Source organism: Pseudogemmobacter faecipullorum, assembly GCF_020539525.1.
GTDB lineage: Bacteria > Pseudomonadota > Alphaproteobacteria > Rhodobacterales > Rhodobacteraceae > Pseudogemmobacter > Pseudogemmobacter faecipullorum.
On sequence record NZ_JACDXX010000005.1, the window covers coordinates 169,031 to 190,956 of the forward strand.

The following is a 21,926-nucleotide window of genomic DNA, read 5'->3' on the forward strand; positions in this document are numbered from 1 at the left end:
GGCCGGAGAGAGAAGAGTCCAGCCCGGAGGCAGAGGCTGGCCGGAAGGACAGGTGCAGGGGCGAAAGAAGGGCAGCCCGAAAGCTGCCCCCCTTCCCGGGTAAGGCGACGCGCGCGCCCTGGATCAGCCGCGCGGCTTGCCGTAAACGTCGAAGTCAAAATACTTTTCGGCAATCGCATCATAGCTGCCATTGTCGAGGATGGTCTTGAGCCCCTTGTTGAAAGCCTCGATATTCGGATCCTGCTTGCGGAAAGCGGCACCGATGCTCAGCGGCGGATAGCTCTCATCCTCAACCTCTGCCAGAACGACATAATCGGCATTTTCCGGCGCGGAGAGGAAGGCGATCGAGCCCATCCGGCCGGCCAGGATCACATCAACCCGGCCTGCCACCAGATCGGCCAGCTGCTCATCCTGCGCCTGATAGATCTTAAGGCTGGCATTGCCGTCAAACTTGCGGGTCAGATAGTCTTCATGCGCGGTGCCGGTCTGCACGCCGAGCAGAACCTTGCCCATGATTTCAGGATCCTCGGGATCAAACTCCAGATCCTTATGGCCGATATAGATCGCGCGCGACGAGACATAGGGATCTGAGAAATCAACCACTTCCAGGCGCTTGGGCGTGATGCTCATCGAAGAGACGATGATATCGATCTTGCTGGTCTCGAGCGCCGCGATGATGCCATTCCAGGCCACGGCCTCGGGCTGGCAGTTCAGCCCGGCGGCCGCGCAGGCTGCGGTAACCACCTCGACCTCAAAGCCGTGGAAGCTGCCATCGGCTTCCTGCCAGCTCATCGGCTTATAGGGCGCCGGGTCCACACCCATTTTCAGATCCTGGGCCAGGGCCGGGGCAGAAAAGGCAAGGGTCAGGGCGGCGGCAAAATTCAGGGTCTTTTGCTTCATTCTCAGGTCTCCATGTCGGTAAATAGTTTGTTTTATAGGTTATTTCAGTATAAGGAGGCGGTCTTCGCGCCGCCCCCTTATCCACGTTTCGTCAGATTGAAACGTCGTTCGGCCAGCCCCAGGGCCTGGACCAGCACGAAGGTCAGCACGAGATAGATGCCGCCGAGCAGCAATAGCGGCTCATAGGTCAGCAAAGTGTCATGGCGCGACTGCATGATAACCGAATACATTTCCGGCACCGTGACCGTGGCCACCAGTGGGATCGCCTTCAGCTGCATCACCGTCTCGCCCGCCATGGTCGGCAGCGCCTGGCGCAGGGCCAGCGGCAGCCAGATCCGGCGGAAGATCCGGCGCTCGGGCATGCCAAAGGCCCGGCCCGCCTCCAGCTCGCCCCGGCCCACCCCGGCAAAGGCGCCGCGCATGATCTCACCGGCATAGGCGGCAAAATTAAGCGACAGCGCCAGCACCGCGAAAGGCCAGGCCTCGCGCAGATAGGGCCAGAATATGGTGCTGCGGATACCAGGGATCTGCGACATCATCGCGCCAAGGCCAAAATAGAACAGCCAGAGCTGCATCAGCAAAGGCGTGCCGCGCAAAGTGGTGCAATAGGCAACCGCAACCCAGCGCAGCGGTCCGCGCGCCACCACCTGGGCCAGGCCGAGCGGCAAGGCCAGCAGGAAGCCAAAGATCACCGAAGCCGCCCAGATCGCCAGCGAGATTTTAAACCCGGTCCAGAGTTTCGGCAGATATTGCACCAGCCAGTCCCAGCGCAGGCCGGTGATAATGAAAGCCAGAAGCATAAGGCCGGTGGCGATATAGATCAGCCGATAGGCCGGAAGAGCGGCGCGCAGAGCACGCCCATGGGTCAGGGCTGAGCGGATCATCTGTGCTGCACCGTTCCGCGATTGTAGCGCGCCTCAATCATATTGAAGATAACCCGCGATATCAGAGTGATAGAGAGGTAGATCGCCGAGGCCGCAAGGAAGAAGGTCATATAATATTTCGTGCCGCCCGCCGCCTGCTTGGCCACCAGCGCCAGTTCGGAAAAGCCCACCACCGATAAAAGCGCGGTTTCCTTGGTAGCAATCACCCAGAGGTTTGACATGCCAGGCAAAGCCCGTGGCACCAGCAGCGGCAATGTCACGCGGCGAAAACAGGTCCGGCCCGACATGCCATAGGCCGAGGCCGCCTCATGGCAGCCCGGCGGGATCGACTGCAGCGCGCCCCGGAACACTTCGGTGCTATAGGCCCCCTGCACGGTCGCGATCACCACCACCCCCGCCACCGCGCCATTCACATCCACCGGGCCAAGGCCCAGCTGCGCCGCAAGGCCGTTGAGCACCGCAGTTCCGGCGTAAAACAGGATCAGGATCAGGATCAGCTCCGGCACCGCCCGGATCACCGTGGTATAGATCGCCAGCAATTCCTTCAGCCAGGGCGGGCCATAGACCTTGCCCATGGCGCCACAGATACCGATCAGCAGGCCAAGGAGATATCCACCCAGAGCGATCTGCACGGTTTTGACCGCGCCCCAGAGCAGCGCCCCGCCCCATCCAGGCGGGCTGAGCGCCAACAGGCTCCAGTCGGTGATATTCAGAAAATCCATGGCTGCCTCAGTATTTAGGCGCGAGGAATGCGCGCAGCGCATCGGATTTCGGCCGGTCGAACAGCTCGGCCGGCGGCCCCTCTTCCTCGACCAGACCATTGCGCAGAAAGACGATTTTATTGGCCAGACTGCGCGCGAACTGCATTTCATGGGTCACGAGGATCATGGTGCGCCCCTCACGCGCCAGATCCGCGATCACCGAGAGAACCTCACCCACCAGTTCGGGATCAAGCGCCGAGGTCGGCTCGTCAAACAGCATGGCATGGGGATCCACCGCCAGGGCACGGGCGATGGCGGCGCGCTGTTTCTGCCCGCCCGAGAGCCTTTCGGGATAGGTGTCACGCTTGGCCAGCAGACCCACCCGGTCCAGCAGCCGCTCGGCAGTGGCAATCGCCGCATCGCGGTTCTGGCCCAGCACATGTACCGGCGCCTCAATCACATTTTCAAGCACGGTGCGATGCGGCCAGAGATTAAAGGCCTGAAACACCATGCCGAGCCGCGCCCGCAGCCGGTTCAGCTGCGCCGGATCCGAGGCCCGCATTCCGCCCTGCCCGTCAGGCTGCATCGCCACCAGCTCGCCATGCAGGCGCACTTCGCCCGCGGTTGGGGTCTCGAGAAAATTGATACAGCGCAGCATGGTCGACTTGCCCGAGCCCGAGCCGCCGATAATCGCAATTACATCGCCGGAATGTGCGGTCAGTGACACCCCTTTCAGCACTTCCAGATCGCCGAAACGCTTATGCAGCCCGGTAAGCTGAATCGCGACCTTTCTTTCCGTCATCCTCTGCCCCTCTCCTGTCATTGGCCTTGCCGTAAGCCGCTCCGGCTCTGGCAATTGCGCTCCGGGCCGGCTGTGGCGCGGCCGCTTTTTGTGATTGTGAGAAATAGTCTCAGCCAGAGACGGGATGATGCCGCCCTCGCGCCACCTGCGGCTGGCTGTGCTGCCACCTGCCACCAGGGCCTGGCCCTGTGCCGGAAACCATCCGGAGCCTGCTGATATCCATCTCTTCCGCCAAACCTGGCCGCATCCGAAACCGCAGCCAATAGAATTCACTCAACAGGCTTCCCGCAGGGACAGACTGCAATCTGGCCGTGGTGCGGAGCAGATCGGCAGGCGTCGTCCCACCCGGCCTTCGGCAGAAAACAGCCTTACGAGTCAGGTGATCACCCACGTTTATCCAACCGTGCAATCTGCTGTTATATATTTCAACTGAAATCTGAAATATCAGGCAAAGGATTATCCTGCGGGTGAGTTATCCCGGCAGCGGCGGCTGGCTCTCCGGGCATCAGGGCGGCGACCTGCTTTGCAGCCGGGGTAAGGGCCACAGCCCAGGCTCAGCCAAAATGACACAAGTGCCGTGATAAAATCACGCCCCCCTCAGCCAGGGCGACACCAGGCCCCTGATCCGCTAGTCTGGCTGAGAAAGCGCTGGTGTGAGGTGGATGGCACAAACGGGTCAGAAAACTGTTCTGCTCCATCTCGGCGCGCATAAAACCGCGACCACTTCGGTGCAGCACTGGTGTCAGAGCAATGCCGGGCTGCTGCTTGAGAACGGCTTTCTCTATTGTGGCCATACCCTGCGTGAGCGCTCGGCCTACCGTATCCTGCGCACAGCCTGCGAAGCGGCGCGGGGCGAGTGCGCGCCGCCAGACCAGAGCGCGGCCATCGCCATTCTGCGCAAATCGATGCAACAGCAGCTGCAACAGCCTGGGGTGAAGGCCTATCTCATCCCCTGGGAGATTTACCTCGGCGAGCCCTGGCGGGCCGGTTCGGAGGATTTCTATCCCGGGGCCGCCGCCGCAATCGCAGCGCTGCAGGCGATATTGCACGGCCTGCCGGTGCGCATTCTTTATACCCTGCGCGATCAGTGGGGCTTTCTGAATTCCTGGTATCAGCAGCTGCAGAAAATGGGCCGCAGCCTTGAGCCAGAGCCCTATATTGCCTGGTGCAGCCGCGCCGATCTGAGCTGGCAGCCGCTGATCGCCCGGCTGCGCGCCGGATTTGGCGCCGCGAATGTGCATGTGACCGGCTATCAGCCCGAAGGCATGGTTCACAGCCTGCTGCGAGAATATGGCCTGCCGCCAAAGATCACCGCGACCCTGCCCCCGCTGCGGGTCAACCGGGCCTGGCCGCGTGAGGCAATGGAGATCGCCGCTTTCACCATGCCAAAGCTCTCAGCCGCAGACCAGGCTCAGCTGCGGGCCCTGCTCGACCAGGGGTTCAGAGAACACCCCTCGCCCGCCTTCCAGGTCCTGCCGCCGCAGCTGCGCCCGGAACTCGACGCGCTGTGGCACCAGGACCAGGCGGCGCTGCTGGGGCCGGTGCCCGCGCCAGATCCGCCCGTCGCTGCCGCCAGAACCGGTTCCGACCCCGTTACCGCCCCGGCACCGCCGGCCCCCGGCTGAGCCAGGCTGCCCGTCAGGCCGCATCAATCACAATAGCAAGCAGAGACCGCAGCCTGCCGCGAATGCAGGCCCGGCCCGGGCCCGCGCAAAAGCGAAAGGCCGGGGCATTTCAGCCCCGGCCCTCTGACTTACTCGAGCATCAGCCGCGAGATGACCACCGTCACCTCTGGCTTTTTGCCGATCTCCTCCACCGCGATCTGGCGGATCAGGCGGCGCAGTTCTTCTTCGACCTTATCGTCGTTTTTCAGAACCTTGCGCCCTGCCCGCTCCATCCATTCACCAAGCTCGGTTTCCATGGTCTCGGCCAGCAGGCTGCCGTTCTTGCCGCGATCGGTCAGGCCCATGATCTCGACCCAGGGCTCGCCCATCGGCTCGTCATTCTCATCAAGGATGACAGTGGCCAGCACATGGCCATTCAGCGCCATGCGGATCCGGTTGCGGATCACCCCGTCCAGCGCACCGATCAGGATCGTACCGTCGAGATAGATCCGGCCGGTTTCGATATATTCGGCCACTTTCGGCACTTCGCCGGTCAGATCCAGCATCATGCCGTTCACCGTGACCAGCGAGGTCAGCCCGCCTTCGGTGGCGATGCGGGCATGTTCCGAGAGATGACGGTGCTCGCCATGCATCGGGATCAGCATATCGGGCACCAGCAGACGGTGCACATGTTCCAGATCCGGACGGTTGGCATGGCCCGAGACGTGGTAAAGACCACCGGCATCATCGACAACACGCACGCCCTTTTCGGACAGCGCATTCCAGATCCGGCCCACCTCTTTCTCATTGCCCGGGATGGTGCGCGATGAGAACAGGAAAGTATCGCCGGTCTTCATCTCATGGCCGAGATATTTGCCACGCGACAAAGCCGCCGCCGCCGCCCGACGCTCGCCCTGGCTGCCGGTGACCAGCAGCATCAGATTGCGGCGCGGAATCTCCAGCGCCTCATCGGGCGAGACCACGCGCGGGAAGCTGCTCATCACCCCGGTCTCGCGCGCCGCCTGCAGCATCCGCTTCATCGAGCGGCCCATGACGCAGATGGTGCGGTCTGCCGCCACCGCCGCCTCGGCCAGGGTCTTCAGACGTGCAACGTTGGAGCCGAAGGTGGTGGCGACAAACATGCCATGCGAATTGCGGATCAGCTCGGCCAGCGGTTCAGCCAGGGTGGCTTCCGAGCGGCCCGGATGCAGCGAGAAGACATTGGTCGAGTCGCACATCAGCGCCTTGACCGGCTTTTCCGCCGCAATCGCCTCCCAGGCCGCATCATCCCAGGGTTCACCCACCACCGGCGAGCGGTCGAGTTTGAAATCGCCCGAATGCACGATCCGGCCGCCGGGGCTGTCGATGATCAGCGCTGCCGATTCCGGCACCGAATGCGACAAAGGCACGAACTGCACCTGGAACGGCCCGGCCTCGACCACTGCCGGGCGCGGCTCGACGATGGTGATCGCATCCAGCGGCAGGCCCATCTCATCAAGCTTCAGCCGGCCAATGGTGCCGGTGAATTTGCGGGCATAGACTTTCGCCTTAAGCTTCGGCCAGAGATGGCCAAGCGCCCCGATGTGATCCTCATGGGCATGGGTGATGAAAATCGCCTCAAGCCGGTCAGCGCGCTGCTCCAGCCAGGTCATATCCGGCATGATGACATCGACGCCGGGCGCTCCGTCCATATCGGGGAAGGTCACGCCCATATCAATCAGGATCAGACGTTCCTTACCCGGAGCACCCCAGCCGTAAACATAGGCGTTCATACCGATCTCGCCGGCGCCCCCGAGGGGAAGGTAGATCAGCCTCTCGCTCTTCATTGGTTATCCTTATTGTACTGATGGATCAGAACGAGGCCATGCATGGTCAGATCGTCCTCAACCGACTCGAAAATTGCAGTGTCCTGGGCGAAGAGCGAAGCCAGGCCGCCAGTGGCGATCACCTTCATCGCGCGCCCGCGTTCATTGCGGATGGCGCGCACAATGCCTTCGACCAGGCCGATATAGCCCCAATACACGCCTGACTGCATACAAGCTACCGTATTCGTGCCGATGGCCTTTGCCGGTTTTGTCACGTCAACATGCGGCAAAGCCGCCGCTGCCATATGCAGCGCCTCAAGGCTGAGGTTCACCCCCGGGGCAATCACCCCGCCGATATAGGCCCCGTCATGATCGACCACATCAAAGGTGGTGGCGGTGCCGAAATCCACCACGATCAGATCGCCGCCATGGCGGTCAAAGGCCCCGGCGGTATTGACCAGCCGGTCCGGCCCGACCGTGGTGCCTTTATCGACCCGCGGCTCATGCGGCAGGCGGCATTCAGGCTTGCCCACCACCAGCGGGCGGCAGTCGAAATAGCGATCCGCCAGCACCCGCAGATTGAACACCACCCGCGGCACGGTCGAGGAGATGATCACCTCACTGATCTGCACCTCGAGCCGGTTGAGCAGGATCAGCGAGGAGAGCCAGACGTAATATTCATCGGCCGTGCGTTTGTGATCCGTGGCAATGCGCCAGGTGGCCAGGGTTTCACTGCCGTTCTGCACAGCAAAAACGGTATTGGTATTGCCGCAGTCAATGGCGAGAAGCATGAGAGGCTCCGCTTGGTAGGGATGAATCTGCCCCGGGGCCGGAACCGCGGGCGCAAAGAGAGCGCGCCGTCCCGCTCAGAAGAAAACCTCGGCAGCCGGAATGGCGGTCAGGCCATGCGCCTCGCGCAGCATCAGATTGCCCTGATCATCAATGGTCTCAAAGGTGCCTTCGCGGCTCAGCGTGCCGGTACGGGCAATGATCCGCTCACCGAGCCGGGCCGCACGCGCCAGCCAGGCTTTGCGCAAAGGCGCAAAACCCTCGTGCCGGAACCGCCCTTCCCATTCGCTCATGGCCGGGGCCAGCGCATCGAGGAAATGCGCGGGCGTGATCCGCAACCCGGTTTCCCCCAGCAGCGAGACCGGCGGCACCGCCCCGGGCTCTACCCGTGCCGGGGGTGGCGCGCCGATCAGATTGACGCCGATACCGATCACCAGGCAGGGGCCCTGGGCCTCAAGCAGAATGCCGGTCAGCTTGCCGCCATTGAGCAGCACATCATTCGGCCATTTCAGCGCGAAAGCCGGTGAGAGCCCGGTCAGCGCCGAGAAAGCATCATAAAGGGCGAGAGCTGTGGTGAAACTGCGCAGCCCGAGCAGAACCGGCGGCTCGTCGATCTTCTGCACCAGGCTGGCGTAGAAATTCCCGGGCGGGCTGACCCATTCCCGCGCCCTTCTGCCCCGGCCAGCGCTCTGCTCAGCCGCCAGAATCCACAGAGGCCCCCGAAGCTCGGGGGCCTGCCGGAAGGCTTCGGCATTGGTGGAATCGACCGTGGTCAGTTCCAGCCGGGCCGGGATAAGATCAGCGCACAAGGGCCTGAGCCGCGGTGAGCGCCGGGCCTTCGATGCCGAAGAGGTTGATCGCGCCGAGCAGCATGACCGCAGCTGCCGCAACGAAGATCACCCATTGCACCGGCGACATGCGGATCTGTGCCGGGCTTTCGCTGTCGCCGAAATAGACGAAATAGACCACGCGCAGATAGTAGAAGGCACCGATCACCGAAGCCACCGCCCCGGCCAGAGCCAGCCAGACCATCCCCGCATCCACCGCCGATTTCAGCACCGCCAGCTTGGCGAAGAAGCCGATGAAGGGCGGCACACCGGCCAGCGAGAAGAACACCATCAACAGGCCAAGCGCTTTCAGCGGCTCGGTTTTCGAGATCATTTTCAGGCTGGCAATATCGGTGACCGGGCGGCCGTCGCGCTCCATCGACAGGATAAAAGCGAAAGCGCCGATGCCGGTGGTGACATAGATCGCCATATAGAGCAGCATTGCCTGCACGCCCTGGGCTGCCACTTCGGCATTGCCGGTGGTCGCCGCTGCCAGACCGATCAGCGCATAGCCCATATGGGCGATCGAGGAATAGGCCATCAGACGTTTGATGTCTTTCTGACCGATCGCCGCGACCGAGCCGAGATAGACCGAAGCCACGGCAAAGGCCGCCAGAACCTGGCCCCATTGCATCGGGATCGCGCCGAAAGCATCCCAGACCAAACGCGCGATCAGCGCCATGGCCGCCACTTTCGGTGCGGTGGCGAAGAAGGCGGTCACCGGGGTCGGCGAGCCCTCGTAAACATCGGGCGTCCACATATGGAAGGGCGCGGCCGAGATTTTGAAGGCCAGACCGGCCAGCATGAAGATCAGACCGAACAGCAGGCCCAGCGGGATCTCACCCGACATGGTGGTCAGGATGCCCGAGAACAAAGTGGTACCGGCAAAGCCGTAAACCAGCGAGGCGCCGAACAGCAGCATCCCCGAAGACAGCGAGCCGAGCACGAAATATTTAAGACCCGCTTCCGAGGAACGCGCGGAATCGCGGCGCATCGCAGCGGTGACATAAAGCGCCAGCGACTGCAGCTCGAGGCCGAGATAAAGCGCCATCAGATCCCCGGCCGAGACCATCATCATCATGCCCAGAACCGCCAGTGAGAGGATCACCGGATATTCAAAGCGCAGCATGTTCCAGCGGCTCATATAATCCTGGCCGACCACCATCGCAGCGGCAGCCGAGAGCAGGATCAGCACTTTGGTGAAGCGCGCGAAAGGATCATCGATGAACATGCCACCGAAGGCCGGACGCGCGCCCTCGCCCGCGATGCCGATCCAGAGCGCAAGGGCGACAAACACCCCCGCCGTGGCCCAGACCAGCGGCACGGCCACTTTGTCCTTGCTGGTATAGACCCCGAACATCAGCGCGGCCATCGCATAGAGCGCGAGGATCACCTCGGGCAGGACGATGTTAAAATCAACTGCAGTCATGACCCTGCTTCCTCAGTGCAACGCAGCCTGATCTGCCACAGCGGGCAGAGCAGCCTGGTAATTTTCGATCAGGGCGGAAACCGACGGCCCGATGATATCGGTGACAAGGCTCGGATAGATGCCGAGCAGCAGCGTCATCGCCACCAGCGGGGCGAAGATCAGCTTCTCGCGCGCCGTCATATCGGTGATCAGCTTCAGGCTGTCCTTGGTCAGCGCGCCAAAGACCACGCGGCGGTAGAGCCACAGGCCATAGGAGGCCGAGAAGATCACCCCGGTGGCGGCGAAGAAGGCGATCCAGGTATTGACCTGGAACATGCCCATGATGGTCAGGAATTCGCCAACGAAGCCCGAAGTGCCCGGCAGGCCGACATTGGCCATGCTGAAGAACATGAAGACCATCGCATAGGCCGGCATCCGCGACACCAGACCGCCATAGGCCGAAATCTCACGGGTATGCATCCGGTCATAGATCACGCCAACGCAGAGGAAGAGCGCGCCCGAGATGAAGCCATGCGAGATCATCTGGAAAATCGCACCATCAAGGCCCTGCTGGTTCATCGCGAAAATCCCCATGGTCACATAGCCCATATGGGCGACCGAGGAATAAGCGATCAGCTTCTTCATATCGGTCTGAACCATGGCGACCAGCGAGGTATAGACCACCGCGATTGCCGACATCCAGAACACCAGTGGCGCCAGCAGATCGGTCGCCACCGGGAACATCGGGATCGAGAAGCGCAGGAAGCCATAGCCGCCCATCTTCAGCATCACCGCCGCCAGGATCACCGAGCCTGCGGTGGGCGCCTGAACGTGGGCATCGGGCAGCCAGGTGTGCACCGGCCACATCGGCATTTTCACCGCGAAGCTGGCGAAGAAGGCAAGGAACAGCAAAGTCTGCACGCCGCCGACGACGGTGAAGCCCAGCAGGCGGAACTCTTCCGAGGGGAAGGCCGCACGGGCCGGATCAAGCAAAGCCACAATATCGGTGGTGCCCGACATTGCATACATCGCGATCATCGCCACCAGCATCAGCACCGAGCCGAGGAAGGTATAGAGGAAGAATTTGAACGCGGCATAGATGCGGTTCGCCCCGCCCCAGATGCCGATGATCAGGAACATCGGGATCAGACCTGCCTCGAAGAACAGGTAGAACATCACCAGATCCAGCGCACAGAACACGCCGATCATCAGCGTCTCGAGCACCAGGAAGGCGATCATATATTCCTTGAGGCGCTTATCCACCTCCCAGGCCGACCAGATCACCAGCGGCATCAGGAAGGTGGTCAGCATGATCAGCAGGATCGAAATCCCGTCGACGCCGGTCTTCCACTTCAGCCCCATGACCCATTCGGCCTCAGTGACGAACTGGAAGCCGGTATTGGCGGGATCAAACTCGGCCAGCAGGAACAGCGAGGCGAGGAAGGTGGCCAGCGTTGCGAACATCGCCAGCCATTTTGCCGAGGAGCGCGCAGCAGCATCATCGCCGCGCAGGAACAAAGCCATGATCACTGCCGCAACCAGCGGCAGGAACAGGATGATATTGAGAAGTTGTTGTGCCATGGATCCCGGGCCTCCTTATTTGGCGCCGCTGAAGAGCGTCATCCAGGTGACCAGGGCAACAATCCCGAGCACCATTGCGAAGGCATAGTGGAAGACAAAGCCCGTCTGAGCGCGGGCAGCGAGGCGGGTGAAGAAGGGCACGATGCCCATAGCCACCCCGTTGATCGTGCCATCGATGGCTTTCATATCGAATTTCCAGAACAGACGGCCAAGCGCCTGGGCCGGGCGGACGAAGAGGAAGGTATAGATCTCGTCAAAATACCATTTGTTCAGCAGGAACAGGTACAAAGGACGCTGGTTCTCGGCCAGACGGCGCGGCCAGGAGGGGTTTTTGATGTAGAACAGCCAGGACAGGATCAGACCGGTCAGCATGGCGATAAAGGGGGCAACCTTCACCCAGTCCGGCACCATATGGGCGGCGGCGATGATGGTATTCGGGGCATGGCCCGAAGCCTCGACCTTGGCGGCATCGACACGGGCATCGACTTTCGCCTGCTCTTCCGCGCCATAGGGCAGCATCAGCAGCGCGCCTTTCGGAGCCTGAGCCACGCCATGAGCCGGAGCCGGAGCGGCAGCATGATCCCCGGCTTCGACAGCCTCAGCTTCCGGCGCAGCTTCGGTGCCGGATGTCGCATCAGCAGCGGGGGCAGCCGGGGCGGCTTCCTCATGATGGGCCGAGGCCAGCTGGTCCATGCCGAACCAGTCGCGCAGCTTCACCTCATCGCCGAAGAACACCTTGTACCAGATCATGCCCGAGAACAGCGCGCCAAGCGCCAGAACCCCAAGCGGGATCAGCATGACAGCCGGGCTTTCATGCGGCTCGTGGTGGTGATCATGGCCGTGATCGTCATGGCCATGGCCGTGACCATGATCCTCAGCCGGTTTCTGATCTGCACGGTTTTCGCCGTAGAAGGTCAGGAACATCAGACGCCAGGAATAGAACGAGGTCATGCCGGCGGCGATAACAAGCATCCAGAAGGCATAGGTCGAGCCGATCCAGGCGCTCTCAATCACCGCATCTTTCGACAGGAAGCCGGCGAAGCCGTAATAGGTCAGCGGGATCCCGACGCCGGTGATGGCGAGGGTGCCGATCATCATCGCCCAGAAGGTCAGCGGGATCTTTTTACGCAGACCGCCATACCAGCGCATATCCTGCTCGTGATGGGTCGCATGGATCACCGAACCGGCGCCAAGGAACAGCATCGCTTTGAAGAAAGCATGGGTGAAGAGGTGGAACATCGCCACCGGATAGGCGCCCACGCCGGCCGCCACGAACATATAGCCGAGCTGCGAACAGGTCGAATAGGCGATCACGCGCTTGATATCATTCTGCACCAGACCCACGGTCGCGGCGAAGAAGGCGGTGGTGGCGCCAAGGAAGGTGATGAAAGCGGTGGTGTCGGGCGCATATTCATAGACCGGCGACATGCGGCAGACGAGGAACACCCCGGCGGTCACCATGGTTGCAGCATGGATCAGCGCCGAGACCGGGGTCGGGCCCTCCATCGCATCCGGCAGCCAGGTGTGCAGGAACAGCTGTGCCGATTTGCCCATCGCGCCGACGAACAGCAGGAAGGCGATCAGATTGACGGCATTCCAGTCGGTCCAGAGGAAGCGGATCGTGGTCTCAGTCAGCGCCGGAATGGCGGCAAAGATCTCATCAAAGCGGATCGAGTCGGTCAGCAGATAGAGACCGGCAATCCCGAGCAGGAAGCCAAAATCCCCGACCCGGTTGACGATGAAAGCCTTCATCGCCGCCGCACCGGCCGATTGCTTCTTATAATAGAAGCCGATCAGCAGATAGGAGGCCACGCCCACCCCTTCCCAGCCGAAGAACATCTGCAGGAGGTTATCGGCGGTGACAAGGGTCAGCATCGCAAAGGTGAAGAACGACAGATAGGCGAAGAAACGGGCGCGGTAGCTCTCGTCTTCGGTCCAGTTGTCGTCATGGGCCATATAGCCAAAGGAATAGAGATGCACGAGGGCCGAGACCGAGTTCACCACCACCAGCATGATCGCGGTCATCCGGTCAACGCGGATCGACCAGTCGGCCGAAAGCGTGCCGGACTGGATCCAGTCAAGGATCTGCACCTGCTGGGTGGTGCCGTCAAAGCCGAGGAAAATCACCCAGCTCAGCGCGGCGGCAAGGAATACCGTGGCCGTGGTCAGGATCTGCGCCGGTCTCTCACCGAACAGCTTCCAGCCATAGCCACAGAGGATGGCCCCGATCAGGGGTGCAAAAAAGATGACCTGAACCATGCTCTCAGCCCTTCATCACATTCACGTCTTCCACGTCGATCGTGCCGCGGTTGCGGAAGAAGACGACCAGGATCGCGAGACCGATGGCAGCTTCTGCCGCTGCCACTGTCAGCACGAAGAGGGTGAAGACCTGCCCGGTCAGATCGCCCGAGAAGGACGAAAAGGCCACAAGGTTGATATTCACCGACAGGAGGATGAGTTCGATCGACATCAGAATGACGATCACATTCTTCCGGTTGAGGAAGATCCCGAAGATGCCGATGACGAAGAGGATCGCCGCCACCGTAATGTAATGTTCAAGTCCTACCATCTCATCCGTCCCTCAGGCGCTCGTTTGCCTGTTATTGTTCCGTGTGTCTGCGCCGCTTCCGGGCCTGGGGCCGGCAGGAGCAGCGCAACGAAATATTCTGCGGACCCCTGCCCGCGCGTCTGGCCGTCTGCCGGCATTTCGTGCCCCGGGTCCGGCCCGCCGAGGCCGGACCCGGGGCGCCCGGCAGGTCAGAGACCCTGGCCCGGTTTGACGTCTTTCAGCTCCATCGTCTTCGCCGGATCGCGCCACATCTGCTCAAGCACATTCTGGCGCTTGATGCCGGTGCGGTGGCGCAAAGTCAGCAGGATCGCGCCGATCATTGCGACCAGCAGCACCAGCGACGAGGCGAGGAAGAGATAGAGATATTTGTCATAAAGGATCAGGCCGATGGCGCGGATATTCTCGACCCCCTCAACACTGATCGCCTGGCGCAGCGCCGTGGCCTGTTCGGCGCTTTTCCAGGCGCCCAGACCGATGGCCAGCTGCATGAGCAGCACCAGCCCGATCAGCAGACCCAGCGGCATGGCCCGCGCCATCTCGCCCTTGAGCGTGGCGAAATCAACATCGAGCATCATCACCACAAACAGGAAAAGCACCGCCACCGCGCCGACATAGACGATCAGCAGCAGCATGGCGACGAATTCAGCGCCGAGGATGACGAAAAGCCCGGTCGCGCCGCAAAAGGCCGCGATCAGCCAGAGCACGGCATGAACCGGGTTGCGCGCGATCGTCACCATCAGCCCCGAGGCCACGGTCACCGCCGCAAAGACGTAAAAGGCGAGTGCAACGCCGGTCATGAGGATCCTTCCTTCTTCTCGTCAAAGACGGCCTGGGCAAGCTCCAGCGCCTGTCTCATCGCGGGCAAGCCGCCGAACATGCTCATCTGCCAGATCACTTCCGCAATCTCGCGTTCCGTGGCCCCCGCCTCCAGGGCATGGCGGATGGTCAGCTTGATCTGCGGCTCGGCCAGCGCGCCCTGGGCGCAGAAACCGGCCAGCGTGATCAGAAGCCGGGTGCGCGCATCCAGCCCCTCACGGTTAAAAGTCTTGCCGAACCACATCTCCATGAGATCGGCCGGCATGGTCGGGAACAGCTTGTCAAAGCTGCCCGCCTTCATGCCCTCAAGGCCGGGATTGAAGCTTTTCAGCATCTCCTGGCCGCTTTCCATCATCTGCTGGATCATCCGGTTATAGGCTTCGTTCATTCGCCACCCTCCGCGGACTGAACCTGCAGACACAGGAAAAAATTCACATTGGCAAAGCCCTCGGTGGCCGGGGTCACCGCCGCCGGTTCCGAACGCTCCTGCGCGACGCCTGGCACATAATCCGGCGAGGCGGCCAGAACCACCTCGCCCGCCGACAGCCAGCCGGTCGGGCAGCCACCGGGGCGGCGCACCAGCACCACCGCCTCAGGCCCCAGATCCCCTGCCCCTGCCGGACCCGGCGTTCCCGGCTCGCCCTTCAGACCCTGAGGGCCTGCCGGACCCGGCGGACCGGCAAGGCCCTGCGGCCCCGCCTCACCCTGGGCACCATCAGCCCCCGCCGGACCGGCCTCACCGGCCGGACCATGCGCCCCGGCATGACCCGGGCCGCCGCGCAACAGATCACCGCCCAGCAGAACGGCAAGGGCCAGCACGGCTGCGCCCCCTGCGGCTCCGAAAACGGCTGATGTGATCTGACGCATGGCGGTTTCAGGTCTCCGGGGGGAAAGGTTCAGCGGTAGGGCGCATCAAGCTCGAGGTTGCGGGCGATCTGGGCTTCCCAGCGCGCGCCGTTTTCCAGCAGCTTGTCTTTATTGTAGAACAGCTCTTCGCGGGTCTCGGTCGAAAACTCGAAATTCGGCCCCTCGACGATGGCATCCACCGGGCAGGCTTCCTGGCAGAAACCGCAATAGATGCATTTCGTCATATCGATGTCATAGCGCGTGGTGCGGCGCGAGCCGTCCTCGCGCGGTTCGGCATCAATGGTGATGGCCTGAGCCGGGCAGATCGCTTCGCAGAGCTTGCAGGCAATGCAGCGCTCTTCGCCATTCGGATAGCGGCGCAGAGCATGCTCACCCCGGAAACGCGGCGACAGCGGCCCCTTTTCATGCGGGTAGTTGATCGTCGGCTTGGGCTTGAAGAAATAGCGCATGCCGATGGCAAAACCCTTGATGAAATCAACCATCAGGAAATAGCGGGTGGCGCGGTTCCAGTCGATATTGGCCATCAGATCAGCCCCCCAGAGTATAGCGGGCCCAGAAGGCACCGAGGACTTCGAATTTAGCAAGGAAGGCCACCAGCACGACCCAGCCCAGCGACAGCGGCAGGAAGACTTTCCAGCCAATCCGCATCAGCTGGTCATAGCGGTAGCGCGGCACGATCGCCTTCACCATGGCGAACATGAAGAACCAGGCCCACATCTTGGCAACCATCCACCACCAGCCATCAGCGATGCCCGGGATCGGCGAGAGCCAGCCACCGAAGAAGAACAAAGACAGCAAAGCGCACATCAGGAAGATGGCGATATATTCACCGGCCATGAACAAGAGATAGGGGGTCGAGGAATATTCGACCATGAAACCGGCAACCAGTTCCGATTCCGCTTCCGGAAGGTCGAAGGGCGGACGGTTGGTCTCGGCCAGCGTCGAGATGAAGAACAGAACCAGCATCGGGAAATGCGGCAGCCAGTACCAGCCAAGCGCACCATAGCCGGTGTCCTGAGCCCGGACCAGGTCAGACATATTCATCGAGCCGGTCGAGATGATCAGACCGATGATGATCAGGCCGAGCGAGACCTCATAAGAGATCATCTGCGCCGCCGAGCGCAGCCCGCCAAGGAAGGCGTATTTCGAGTTCGAGGCCCAGCCGCCCATGATCACGCCGTAAACCTCAAGCGAGGAGACGGCGAAGACGAAGAGGATCGCCACATTGATATCGGCCAGAACCCAGCCGTAATCGAAGGGGATCACCGCAAAGGCCAGCAGCGCCAGTACGAAAGACAAAAGCGGCGCGAGGAAGTAGACCGGACGGTCAACCCCGGCCGGAACCACGATCTCTTTCAGCACATATTTCAGCGCATCAGCGAAAGTCTGCAAAATGCCCCAGGGGCCAACCACGTTGGGGCCGCGCCGCACCTGAACCGCCGCCCAGATCTTCCGGTCGCCATAGACCATGAAAATCAGCGAGATCATGACGAAGGCAACCACCGCAAGGCATTGCGCGATCAGAATGACCGCCGTGCCCAGGCCCGTGCTGAAAAATCCGTCCATCTTTCTTCCCGTCCCTTCAAACCGCCCGTATTCGGACCGTCCGTTTCGTCAGACCGCGTGTTTCAAACCGTCGGTATCCCAAGCTCTCCGCAATCGCGCACCGTCACCTCGGCATCAATTGTCTTCAAGCCCAGGGGCAAGGCGGCCGAGATCACCCAGACCGCATCACCCCGTGTCGTTCCGCCGGATTTTGCAACATTGGTCCGCACATGGCGGGCAAAACCGGCACCCCGGATCAGTGCATATTGCGCAGCCGCGCAACGGGCATAATCCTCAATCTCTTTTGCCGTCGCATCGCCCTTCAGGGTAACGCGAAAGCTGACCATATCGCCTTCGAGCAAAGCCGTCCGGATCCCCAGATACTCGGGCTTTTGCCCCTCTGCTCTCATCTCCGCCTCGGGCGCACAAGCCCCGATGGCAAGAAGCGCCATCAGTGCTGCTGCCAGAGCCGGAGATCTGGTCATTGTTATTCTGCCGCAAGCGGCTGCGCCGCCCGGGCCTTCTGCCCTGCCGAAAGCTCTGCCATCACCGCCGAGGCGCGGGCAATCGGGTTGGTCAGATAGAAATCTCTGATCACATTGCGGAAACTGGCTTTGGCCGGGGCTTTCAGCTCCAGCGGCTGCCAGTCATTCACCGCAACCTCATCAATTGCCGCCAGATGCGGATGCGCGGCCACCAGGGCAGCGCGCAGACCGCCAAGGCTGTCCCAGGGCAGTTTTGCGCCGAGTTCAGCCGAAAGCGCGCGCAGGATCGCCCAGTTTTCCTTGGCCTCGCCCGGGGCGAAACCAGCGCGGAACGACAACTGCGGCCGGCCTTCGGTATTGACGAAGAGACCGTTCTCCTCGGTGAAAGCCGCGCCCGGCAGGATGATGTCAGCGCGGTTGGCACCACGATCGCCATGGCTGCCCTGATAGATGACGAAGGGACCGGGGGCGATCTCAACCTCATCCGCGCCGAGGTTATAGATCACCTCTGCGCCTTCGGTCGCCGCCGCCAGACCGCCTTCGGTCACCGCATTCACATCCATCGCGCCAACGCGGGCAGCGGCGGTATGCAGAACCAGAAGCTTTGCCCCTGCCCCCTGAACATAGGCCATGGCCTGCGACAGCACAGCCGCTCCATCGGCCTCATTCAGCGCGCCCTGGCCAATGATGACCAGCGTATCGGGCTTTTCAGTGACTTTGCCGACCAGCTCGGTCAGCGCCGCACGATCAGCGCCCATATGTTTATAGTCATAGGTCAGATCGACGGCTTCACCGATCAGGCCGATGGTGGCGCCATTGGTCCAGGCCTTGCGGATCCGGGCGTTCAGCACCGGAGCCTCGACACGCGGGTTGGTACCGATCAGCAGAATGGTTTTCGCGCTGTCGATATCCGCAATCGAGGCAGTACCGACATAGGCCGAACGGTTGCCAGCGGGCAGACGTGCGCCATCGGTGCGGGCCTCAACCTTACCGCCCAGGCCCTCAACCAGCTGTTTGAGGCTGTAGATCGCCTCAACCGGAGCCAGATCACCGATCAGACCTGCAATTTTTTTGCCCTTCATCGCGGCGGCAGCAGCGGCAAGCGCCTCGCCCCAGCCCGCTTTGCGAAGCCGGCCGTTTTCACGGATATAGGGCGTGTCGAGACGCTGGCGACGCAGACCATCCCAGATGAAGCGGGTCTTGTCCGAGATCCATTCCTCATTCACCCCGTCATTGTTGCGCGGCAGAATGCGCATCACTTCGCGGCCCTTGGTATCGACCCGGATGTTTGAGCCAAGCGCATCCATCACATCGATGGTTTCGGTCTTGGTCAGCTCCCAGGGACGGGCGGTGAAAGCATAGGGTTTCGAGGTCAGCGCGCCGACCGGGCAGAGGTCAATGATATTGCCCTGCAGGTTCGAATCCAGCGTCAGGTTCAGATAGGTGGTGATCTCGCTGTCCTCACCCCGGCCGGTCTGGCCCATCTGGGTGATGCCCGCGACTTCCGAGGTAAAGCGGACGCAGCGGGTGCAGGAGATGCAGCGGGTCATTGCGGTTTTGACCAGCGGACCCAGGTTGAGCTCATCCGAGGCGCGCTTCGGCTCGCGGTAGCGCGAGAAATCGACGCCGTAAGCCATGGCCTGGTCCTGCAGGTCGCATTCGCCGCCCTGGTCGCAGATCGGGCAATCGAGCGGGTGGTTGATCAGGAGAAACTCCATCACCCCTTCGCGCGCTTTCTTGACCATCGGCGATTTGGTTTTCACCACCGGGGCCTCGCCATTCGGGCCCGGACGCAGGTCTTTGACCTGCATCGCACAGGAGGCGGCAGGCTTCGGCGGGCCGCCGACGACTTCGACAAGACACATGCGGCAGTTGCCGGCAATCGACAGCCGCTCATGATAGCAAAAACGCGGGATTTCGATCCCGGCCAGCTCGGCTGCCTGGATGATCGTCATCGAGCCGTCGAGTTCCAGCTCGACGCCATCAATGTTGATTTTCCGCAGGTTAGACATGTGCTTCCTGTCCTTCCGTCACAACGGGAGAGACGCGGATAGTCGCGCCGCCCGTAAAATCTGTCATTCCTGCAGCCATCCGGGTCATTTGCTGGACCTCAGAAGACGGCCGATCAGGCTTTTCTTTGCAATTTCAGCTTCGCCAAGCGCGCAATAGGCCTGGGCTTTGCCCGGCACCGCGCCATTGGCTTTCAGCCAGGCCGCAGCCTCGGCCTTGCCACGGGCTTTCTCGGTTTTGCTCTCGACAAAACTGCGGATCTCGGCGGCTTTATAGCCTTTTTTCAGCGCATAATCGCGCAGTTTGGTCAGCTCATGCAGCGCCGCCATCCGGCGCGGGCTCAGCGTCGGGCAATTGTCGGTCATCGCATCGGCGATAAAGCCCTGCAGCAGCACCGAATTGATATGCGCATCCTGGCGGATCGGTTCCAGCGCCCGGGCCGGCGCCGCCAGCGGCAGGGCCAGAACAGCGGCGATCAGGGCGGTTTTAACGCGTTTCATCAGCTTCACTCCCTCTTGCACTGCGGCCCGCCGGGGGCCGACAGTCCAGTCTGCCTGAGGCAGAGTGGGAGCGGAATGCACGGATCCGTGCGTGATCTGTGAGCGGTGAAGCCTCATGCGCAGCCCCCCCGGAAAATCCAGGCCGATGGCGCCTGATACTGGCCAAGCGCGGTTTCTTCAAACCGCCCGCCTGCCTGCTGACAGAGGGCGCGCGCGCCCTCTTTGGCCAGCAATCCGCGATCCTGGCCCAGCGAAAGCGAAACGCCGCGCACCAGAACCGCATGGCCAGTAACCGCGCGGGCGCCGGAAGCCGTCAGCCGCTTGCCTGCCGCGCCCGGGCGCAGCTTACCGCTGAAATCATTGCCCTTAACCGAGGCCTGATAGCTGCCCGCCACCGCGCCAGCGCCCCCCGCCCCCTGGCCGCCATTGCCGGCGACGCAGGCCCCCAGAAACGCGGCCATGACCAGACCGGCGGCCGGGCGGCCGCAGGATCCTGCACAGGCGCTGAGGGAGGGGCGGAGCTGCATGATTATTCAGCCGCCAGAGCTGCCGAGATCCGGCCGGTTTTCTTGGCCTTGATCCGGTCCTCGATCTCATTGCGGAAATTGCGGATCAGCCCCTGGATCGGCCAGGCAGCCGCGTCGCCAAGGGCGCAGATCGTGTGACCCTCGACCTGTTTGGTGACGTTGAACAGCATATCGATTTCTTCGAGCTCGGCATCGCCGGTCACGATCCGCTCCATCACGCGCATCATCCAGCCGGTGCCTTCGCGGCAGGGCGTGCACTGGCCGCAGCTCTCATGTTTGAAGAATTTCGACAGACGCCAGATCGCTTTGATCACATCGGTCTGCTGATCCATCACGATCATACAGGCCGTGCCGAACGAGCTTTTCAGCTCGCGCATGCCGTCATAATCCATGATCGCATCTTCGCACATCTCGGCGGTCAGAATGGGGCAGCTTGCCCCGCCCGGGATCACCGCCTTCAGGTTCTTCCAGCCGCCGCGCACACCGCCGCCATGCTTTTCGATCAGCTCTTTCATCGGGATCGACATCGATTCCTCGATGACGCAGGGCGTGTTCACATGGCCCGACATCGCGAACAGCTTCACGCCCGCATTATTGGGGCGGCCAAAGCCTGCGAACCATTCACCGCCACGGCGCAGAATGCTCGGCGCAACCGCGATCGATTCCACGTTATTCACCGTGGTCGGGCAGCCATAAAGACCGGCACCGGCCGGGAACGGCGGCTTCATCCGCGGCATACCCTTGCGGCCCTCAAGGCTTTCCAGCAGCGCGGTTTCCTCGCCGCAGATATAGGCACCGGCACCGTGATGCAGGTAAACATCGAAATCATAGCCCGATTTCGAGGCATTGCGGCCGATGAGACCGGCATCATAGGCCTCGTCAATCGCTGCCTGCAGCGCTTCTTTCTCGCGCACATATTCGCCGCGGATATAGATATAGGCCGCAACCGCATTCATCGCGAAACCGGCGATCAGGCAGCCTTCGATCAGCGTATGCGGATCATGGCGCATGATCTCGCGGTCCTTACAGGTCGCGGGCTCGGATTCGTCAGCATTGACCACCAGATAGGCCGGACGCCCGTCCGAGACCTTCGGCATGAAAGACCATTTCATCCCGGTCGGGAAACCCGCGCCGCCACGACCGCGCAGGCCGGATTTCTTCATCTCATCGATGATCCAGTCACGGCCCTTTTCCATGATGGCGGCCGTGCCATCCCAGTGGCCGCGTGCCCGCGCGCCCTTCAGGCTGCGGTCATGCATCCCGTAGAGATTGGTAAAGATGCGGTCCTGATCCTTGAGCATGATGC

The 21,926-nt window shown here is 62.0% G+C and carries 22 protein-coding genes; 1 reads left to right on the forward strand and 21 read right to left on the reverse strand.

Annotated elements, in window-relative coordinates; genetic code table 11:
• Positions 1 to 123: 123 nt before the first annotated feature.
• The 4 genes from H0485_RS07360 to H0485_RS07375 form a co-directional block, all read right to left on the reverse strand.
• Positions 124 to 900 (reverse strand): transporter substrate-binding domain-containing protein, encoded by a 777-nt coding sequence (locus H0485_RS07360; RefSeq protein ID WP_226934717.1) that lies wholly within the window; start codon positions 898 to 900, stop codon positions 124 to 126.
• Positions 901 to 977: 77 nt separating this feature from the next.
• Positions 978 to 1,784 carry an ABC transporter permease gene (locus H0485_RS07365; protein WP_226934718.1) on the reverse strand — a complete coding sequence of 269 codons (807 nt, stop codon included), beginning with the start codon at positions 1,782 to 1,784 and terminating at the stop codon, positions 978 to 980.
• Positions 1,781 to 2,506 carry an ABC transporter permease gene (locus H0485_RS07370; protein WP_226934719.1) on the reverse strand — a complete coding sequence of 242 codons (726 nt, stop codon included), beginning with the start codon at positions 2,504 to 2,506 and terminating at the stop codon, positions 1,781 to 1,783. Before H0485_RS07370 ends, H0485_RS07365 begins: the two co-directional genes overlap by 4 nt.
• 7 nt (positions 2,507 to 2,513) lie before the next feature.
• Positions 2,514 to 3,287, reverse strand: coding sequence for an ABC transporter ATP-binding protein (locus tag H0485_RS07375; protein ID WP_226934720.1), 774 nt, complete (start codon positions 3,285 to 3,287; stop codon positions 2,514 to 2,516).
• A 662-nt stretch (positions 3,288 to 3,949) separates the two neighbouring features.
• Here H0485_RS07375 and H0485_RS07380 point away from each other — a divergent pair.
• Positions 3,950 to 4,912: a hypothetical protein gene (locus H0485_RS07380; RefSeq protein ID WP_226934721.1), complete on the forward strand. Its 963-nt coding sequence runs from the start codon at positions 3,950 to 3,952 to the stop codon at positions 4,910 to 4,912.
• Between the two features lie 128 nt (positions 4,913 to 5,040).
• Here H0485_RS07380 and H0485_RS07385 read toward each other — a convergent pair whose 3' ends face one another.
• From H0485_RS07385 to nuoF, 17 genes are all read right to left on the reverse strand, one after another.
• The gene (locus H0485_RS07385; RefSeq protein WP_226934722.1) at positions 5,041 to 6,717 is read right to left on the reverse strand and encodes a ribonuclease J; all 1,677 of its coding nucleotides are present in this window, start codon (positions 6,715 to 6,717) and stop codon (positions 5,041 to 5,043) included.
• Positions 6,714 to 7,487 carry a type III pantothenate kinase gene (locus H0485_RS07390; RefSeq protein WP_226934723.1) on the reverse strand — a complete coding sequence of 258 codons (774 nt, stop codon included), beginning with the start codon at positions 7,485 to 7,487 and terminating at the stop codon, positions 6,714 to 6,716. Before H0485_RS07390 ends, H0485_RS07385 begins: the two co-directional genes overlap by 4 nt.
• 75 nt (positions 7,488 to 7,562) lie before the next feature.
• Positions 7,563 to 8,294, reverse strand: a complete 732-nt coding sequence (locus H0485_RS07395; protein ID WP_226934724.1) for a biotin--[acetyl-CoA-carboxylase] ligase — start codon at positions 8,292 to 8,294, stop codon at positions 7,563 to 7,565.
• Positions 8,284 to 9,741, reverse strand: a complete 1,458-nt coding sequence (gene nuoN / locus H0485_RS07400) for an NADH-quinone oxidoreductase subunit NuoN (protein WP_226934725.1) — start codon at positions 9,739 to 9,741, stop codon at positions 8,284 to 8,286. Before nuoN ends, H0485_RS07395 begins: the two co-directional genes overlap by 11 nt.
• Positions 9,742 to 9,753: 12 nt before the next feature.
• Positions 9,754 to 11,301, reverse strand: coding sequence for an NADH-quinone oxidoreductase subunit M (locus tag H0485_RS07405; RefSeq protein WP_226934726.1), 1,548 nt, complete (start codon positions 11,299 to 11,301; stop codon positions 9,754 to 9,756).
• A 15-nt stretch (positions 11,302 to 11,316) separates the two neighbouring features.
• On the reverse strand, positions 11,317 to 13,560 hold the full coding sequence (gene nuoL / locus H0485_RS07410) for an NADH-quinone oxidoreductase subunit L (RefSeq protein WP_226934727.1): 2,244 nt from the start codon (positions 13,558 to 13,560) through the stop codon (positions 11,317 to 11,319).
• Between the two features lie 4 nt (positions 13,561 to 13,564).
• Complete coding sequence (gene nuoK / locus H0485_RS07415; protein WP_226934728.1) at positions 13,565 to 13,870, reverse strand: NADH-quinone oxidoreductase subunit NuoK; 306 nt, start codon at positions 13,868 to 13,870, stop codon at positions 13,565 to 13,567.
• Between the two features lie 188 nt (positions 13,871 to 14,058).
• On the reverse strand, positions 14,059 to 14,667 hold the full coding sequence (locus H0485_RS07420; protein ID WP_226934729.1) for an NADH-quinone oxidoreductase subunit J: 609 nt from the start codon (positions 14,665 to 14,667) through the stop codon (positions 14,059 to 14,061).
• Positions 14,664 to 15,074, reverse strand: a complete 411-nt coding sequence (locus H0485_RS07425; RefSeq protein ID WP_226934730.1) for a carboxymuconolactone decarboxylase family protein — start codon at positions 15,072 to 15,074, stop codon at positions 14,664 to 14,666. Before H0485_RS07425 ends, H0485_RS07420 begins: the two co-directional genes overlap by 4 nt.
• Complete coding sequence (locus H0485_RS07430; protein WP_226934801.1) at positions 15,071 to 15,553, reverse strand: hypothetical protein; 483 nt, start codon at positions 15,551 to 15,553, stop codon at positions 15,071 to 15,073. Before H0485_RS07430 ends, H0485_RS07425 begins: the two co-directional genes overlap by 4 nt.
• Positions 15,554 to 15,582: 29 nt before the next feature.
• A complete protein-coding gene (gene nuoI / locus H0485_RS07435; RefSeq protein WP_226934731.1) occupies positions 15,583 to 16,077 on the reverse strand; it encodes an NADH-quinone oxidoreductase subunit NuoI in 495 nt (164 codons plus the stop codon).
• 4 nt (positions 16,078 to 16,081) lie between these two features.
• Positions 16,082 to 17,119 (reverse strand): NADH-quinone oxidoreductase subunit NuoH, encoded by a 1,038-nt coding sequence (nuoH, locus tag H0485_RS07440; protein ID WP_226934732.1) that lies wholly within the window; start codon positions 17,117 to 17,119, stop codon positions 16,082 to 16,084.
• A gap of 62 nt (positions 17,120 to 17,181) precedes the next feature.
• Positions 17,182 to 17,583 (reverse strand): YNQ4 family lipoprotein, encoded by a 402-nt coding sequence (locus H0485_RS07445; protein ID WP_435531485.1) that lies wholly within the window; start codon positions 17,581 to 17,583, stop codon positions 17,182 to 17,184.
• Between the two features lie 2 nt (positions 17,584 to 17,585).
• Positions 17,586 to 19,595, reverse strand: a complete 2,010-nt coding sequence (nuoG, locus tag H0485_RS07450; protein ID WP_226934733.1) for an NADH-quinone oxidoreductase subunit NuoG — start codon at positions 19,593 to 19,595, stop codon at positions 17,586 to 17,588.
• A gap of 84 nt (positions 19,596 to 19,679) precedes the next feature.
• Entirely contained in the window at positions 19,680 to 20,093 is a 414-nt protein-coding gene (locus tag H0485_RS07455) for a DUF5333 domain-containing protein (protein ID WP_226934734.1), read from the reverse strand.
• Between the two features lie 113 nt (positions 20,094 to 20,206).
• Positions 20,207 to 20,554 (reverse strand): hypothetical protein, encoded by a 348-nt coding sequence (locus tag H0485_RS07460; RefSeq protein ID WP_226934735.1) that lies wholly within the window; start codon positions 20,552 to 20,554, stop codon positions 20,207 to 20,209.
• A gap of 68 nt (positions 20,555 to 20,622) precedes the next feature.
• Positions 20,623 to 21,921, reverse strand: coding sequence for an NADH-quinone oxidoreductase subunit NuoF (gene nuoF / locus H0485_RS07465; RefSeq protein ID WP_226934736.1), 1,299 nt, complete (start codon positions 21,919 to 21,921; stop codon positions 20,623 to 20,625).
• Positions 21,922 to 21,926: the final 5 nt, after the last annotated feature.

Bases quoted from the DNA above. Each gene is read 5' to 3' on its own strand.
- H0485_RS07360 (WP_226934717.1), bottom strand. From the start codon at position 900: ATGAAGCAAAAGACCCTGAATTTTGCCGCCGCCCTGACCCTTGCCTTT.
- H0485_RS07365 (WP_226934718.1), bottom strand. From the start codon at position 1,784: ATGATCCGCTCAGCCCTGACCCATGGGCGTGCTCTGCGCGCCGCTCTT.
- H0485_RS07370 (WP_226934719.1), bottom strand. From the start codon at position 2,506: ATGGATTTTCTGAATATCACCGACTGGAGCCTGTTGGCGCTCAGCCCG.
- H0485_RS07375 (WP_226934720.1), bottom strand. From the start codon at position 3,287: ATGACGGAAAGAAAGGTCGCGATTCAGCTTACCGGGCTGCATAAGCGT.
- H0485_RS07380 (WP_226934721.1), top strand. From the start codon at position 3,950: ATGGCACAAACGGGTCAGAAAACTGTTCTGCTCCATCTCGGCGCGCAT.
- H0485_RS07385 (WP_226934722.1), bottom strand. From the start codon at position 6,717: ATGAAGAGCGAGAGGCTGATCTACCTTCCCCTCGGGGGCGCCGGCGAG.
- H0485_RS07390 (WP_226934723.1), bottom strand. From the start codon at position 7,487: ATGCTTCTCGCCATTGACTGCGGCAATACCAATACCGTTTTTGCTGTG.
- nuoN (WP_226934725.1), bottom strand. From the start codon at position 9,741: ATGACTGCAGTTGATTTTAACATCGTCCTGCCCGAGGTGATCCTCGCG.
- H0485_RS07405 (WP_226934726.1), bottom strand. From the start codon at position 11,301: ATGGCACAACAACTTCTCAATATCATCCTGTTCCTGCCGCTGGTTGCG.
- nuoL (WP_226934727.1), bottom strand. From the start codon at position 13,560: ATGGTTCAGGTCATCTTTTTTGCACCCCTGATCGGGGCCATCCTCTGT.
- nuoK (WP_226934728.1), bottom strand. From the start codon at position 13,870: ATGGTAGGACTTGAACATTACATTACGGTGGCGGCGATCCTCTTCGTC.
- H0485_RS07420 (WP_226934729.1), bottom strand. From the start codon at position 14,667: ATGACCGGCGTTGCACTCGCCTTTTACGTCTTTGCGGCGGTGACCGTG.
- H0485_RS07425 (WP_226934730.1), bottom strand. From the start codon at position 15,074: ATGAACGAAGCCTATAACCGGATGATCCAGCAGATGATGGAAAGCGGC.
- H0485_RS07430 (WP_226934801.1), bottom strand. From the start codon at position 15,553: ATGCGTCAGATCACATCAGCCGTTTTCGGAGCCGCAGGGGGCGCAGCC.
- nuoI (WP_226934731.1), bottom strand. From the start codon at position 16,077: ATGGCCAATATCGACTGGAACCGCGCCACCCGCTATTTCCTGATGGTT.
- nuoH (WP_226934732.1), bottom strand. From the start codon at position 17,119: ATGGACGGATTTTTCAGCACGGGCCTGGGCACGGCGGTCATTCTGATC.
- H0485_RS07445 (WP_435531485.1), bottom strand. From the start codon at position 17,583: ATGACCAGATCTCCGGCTCTGGCAGCAGCACTGATGGCGCTTCTTGCC.
- nuoG (WP_226934733.1), bottom strand. From the start codon at position 19,595: ATGTCTAACCTGCGGAAAATCAACATTGATGGCGTCGAGCTGGAACTC.
- H0485_RS07455 (WP_226934734.1), bottom strand. From the start codon at position 20,093: ATGAAACGCGTTAAAACCGCCCTGATCGCCGCTGTTCTGGCCCTGCCG.
- H0485_RS07460 (WP_226934735.1), bottom strand. From the start codon at position 20,554: ATGGCCGCGTTTCTGGGGGCCTGCGTCGCCGGCAATGGCGGCCAGGGG.
- nuoF (WP_226934736.1), bottom strand. From the start codon at position 21,921: ATGCTCAAGGATCAGGACCGCATCTTTACCAATCTCTACGGGATGCAT.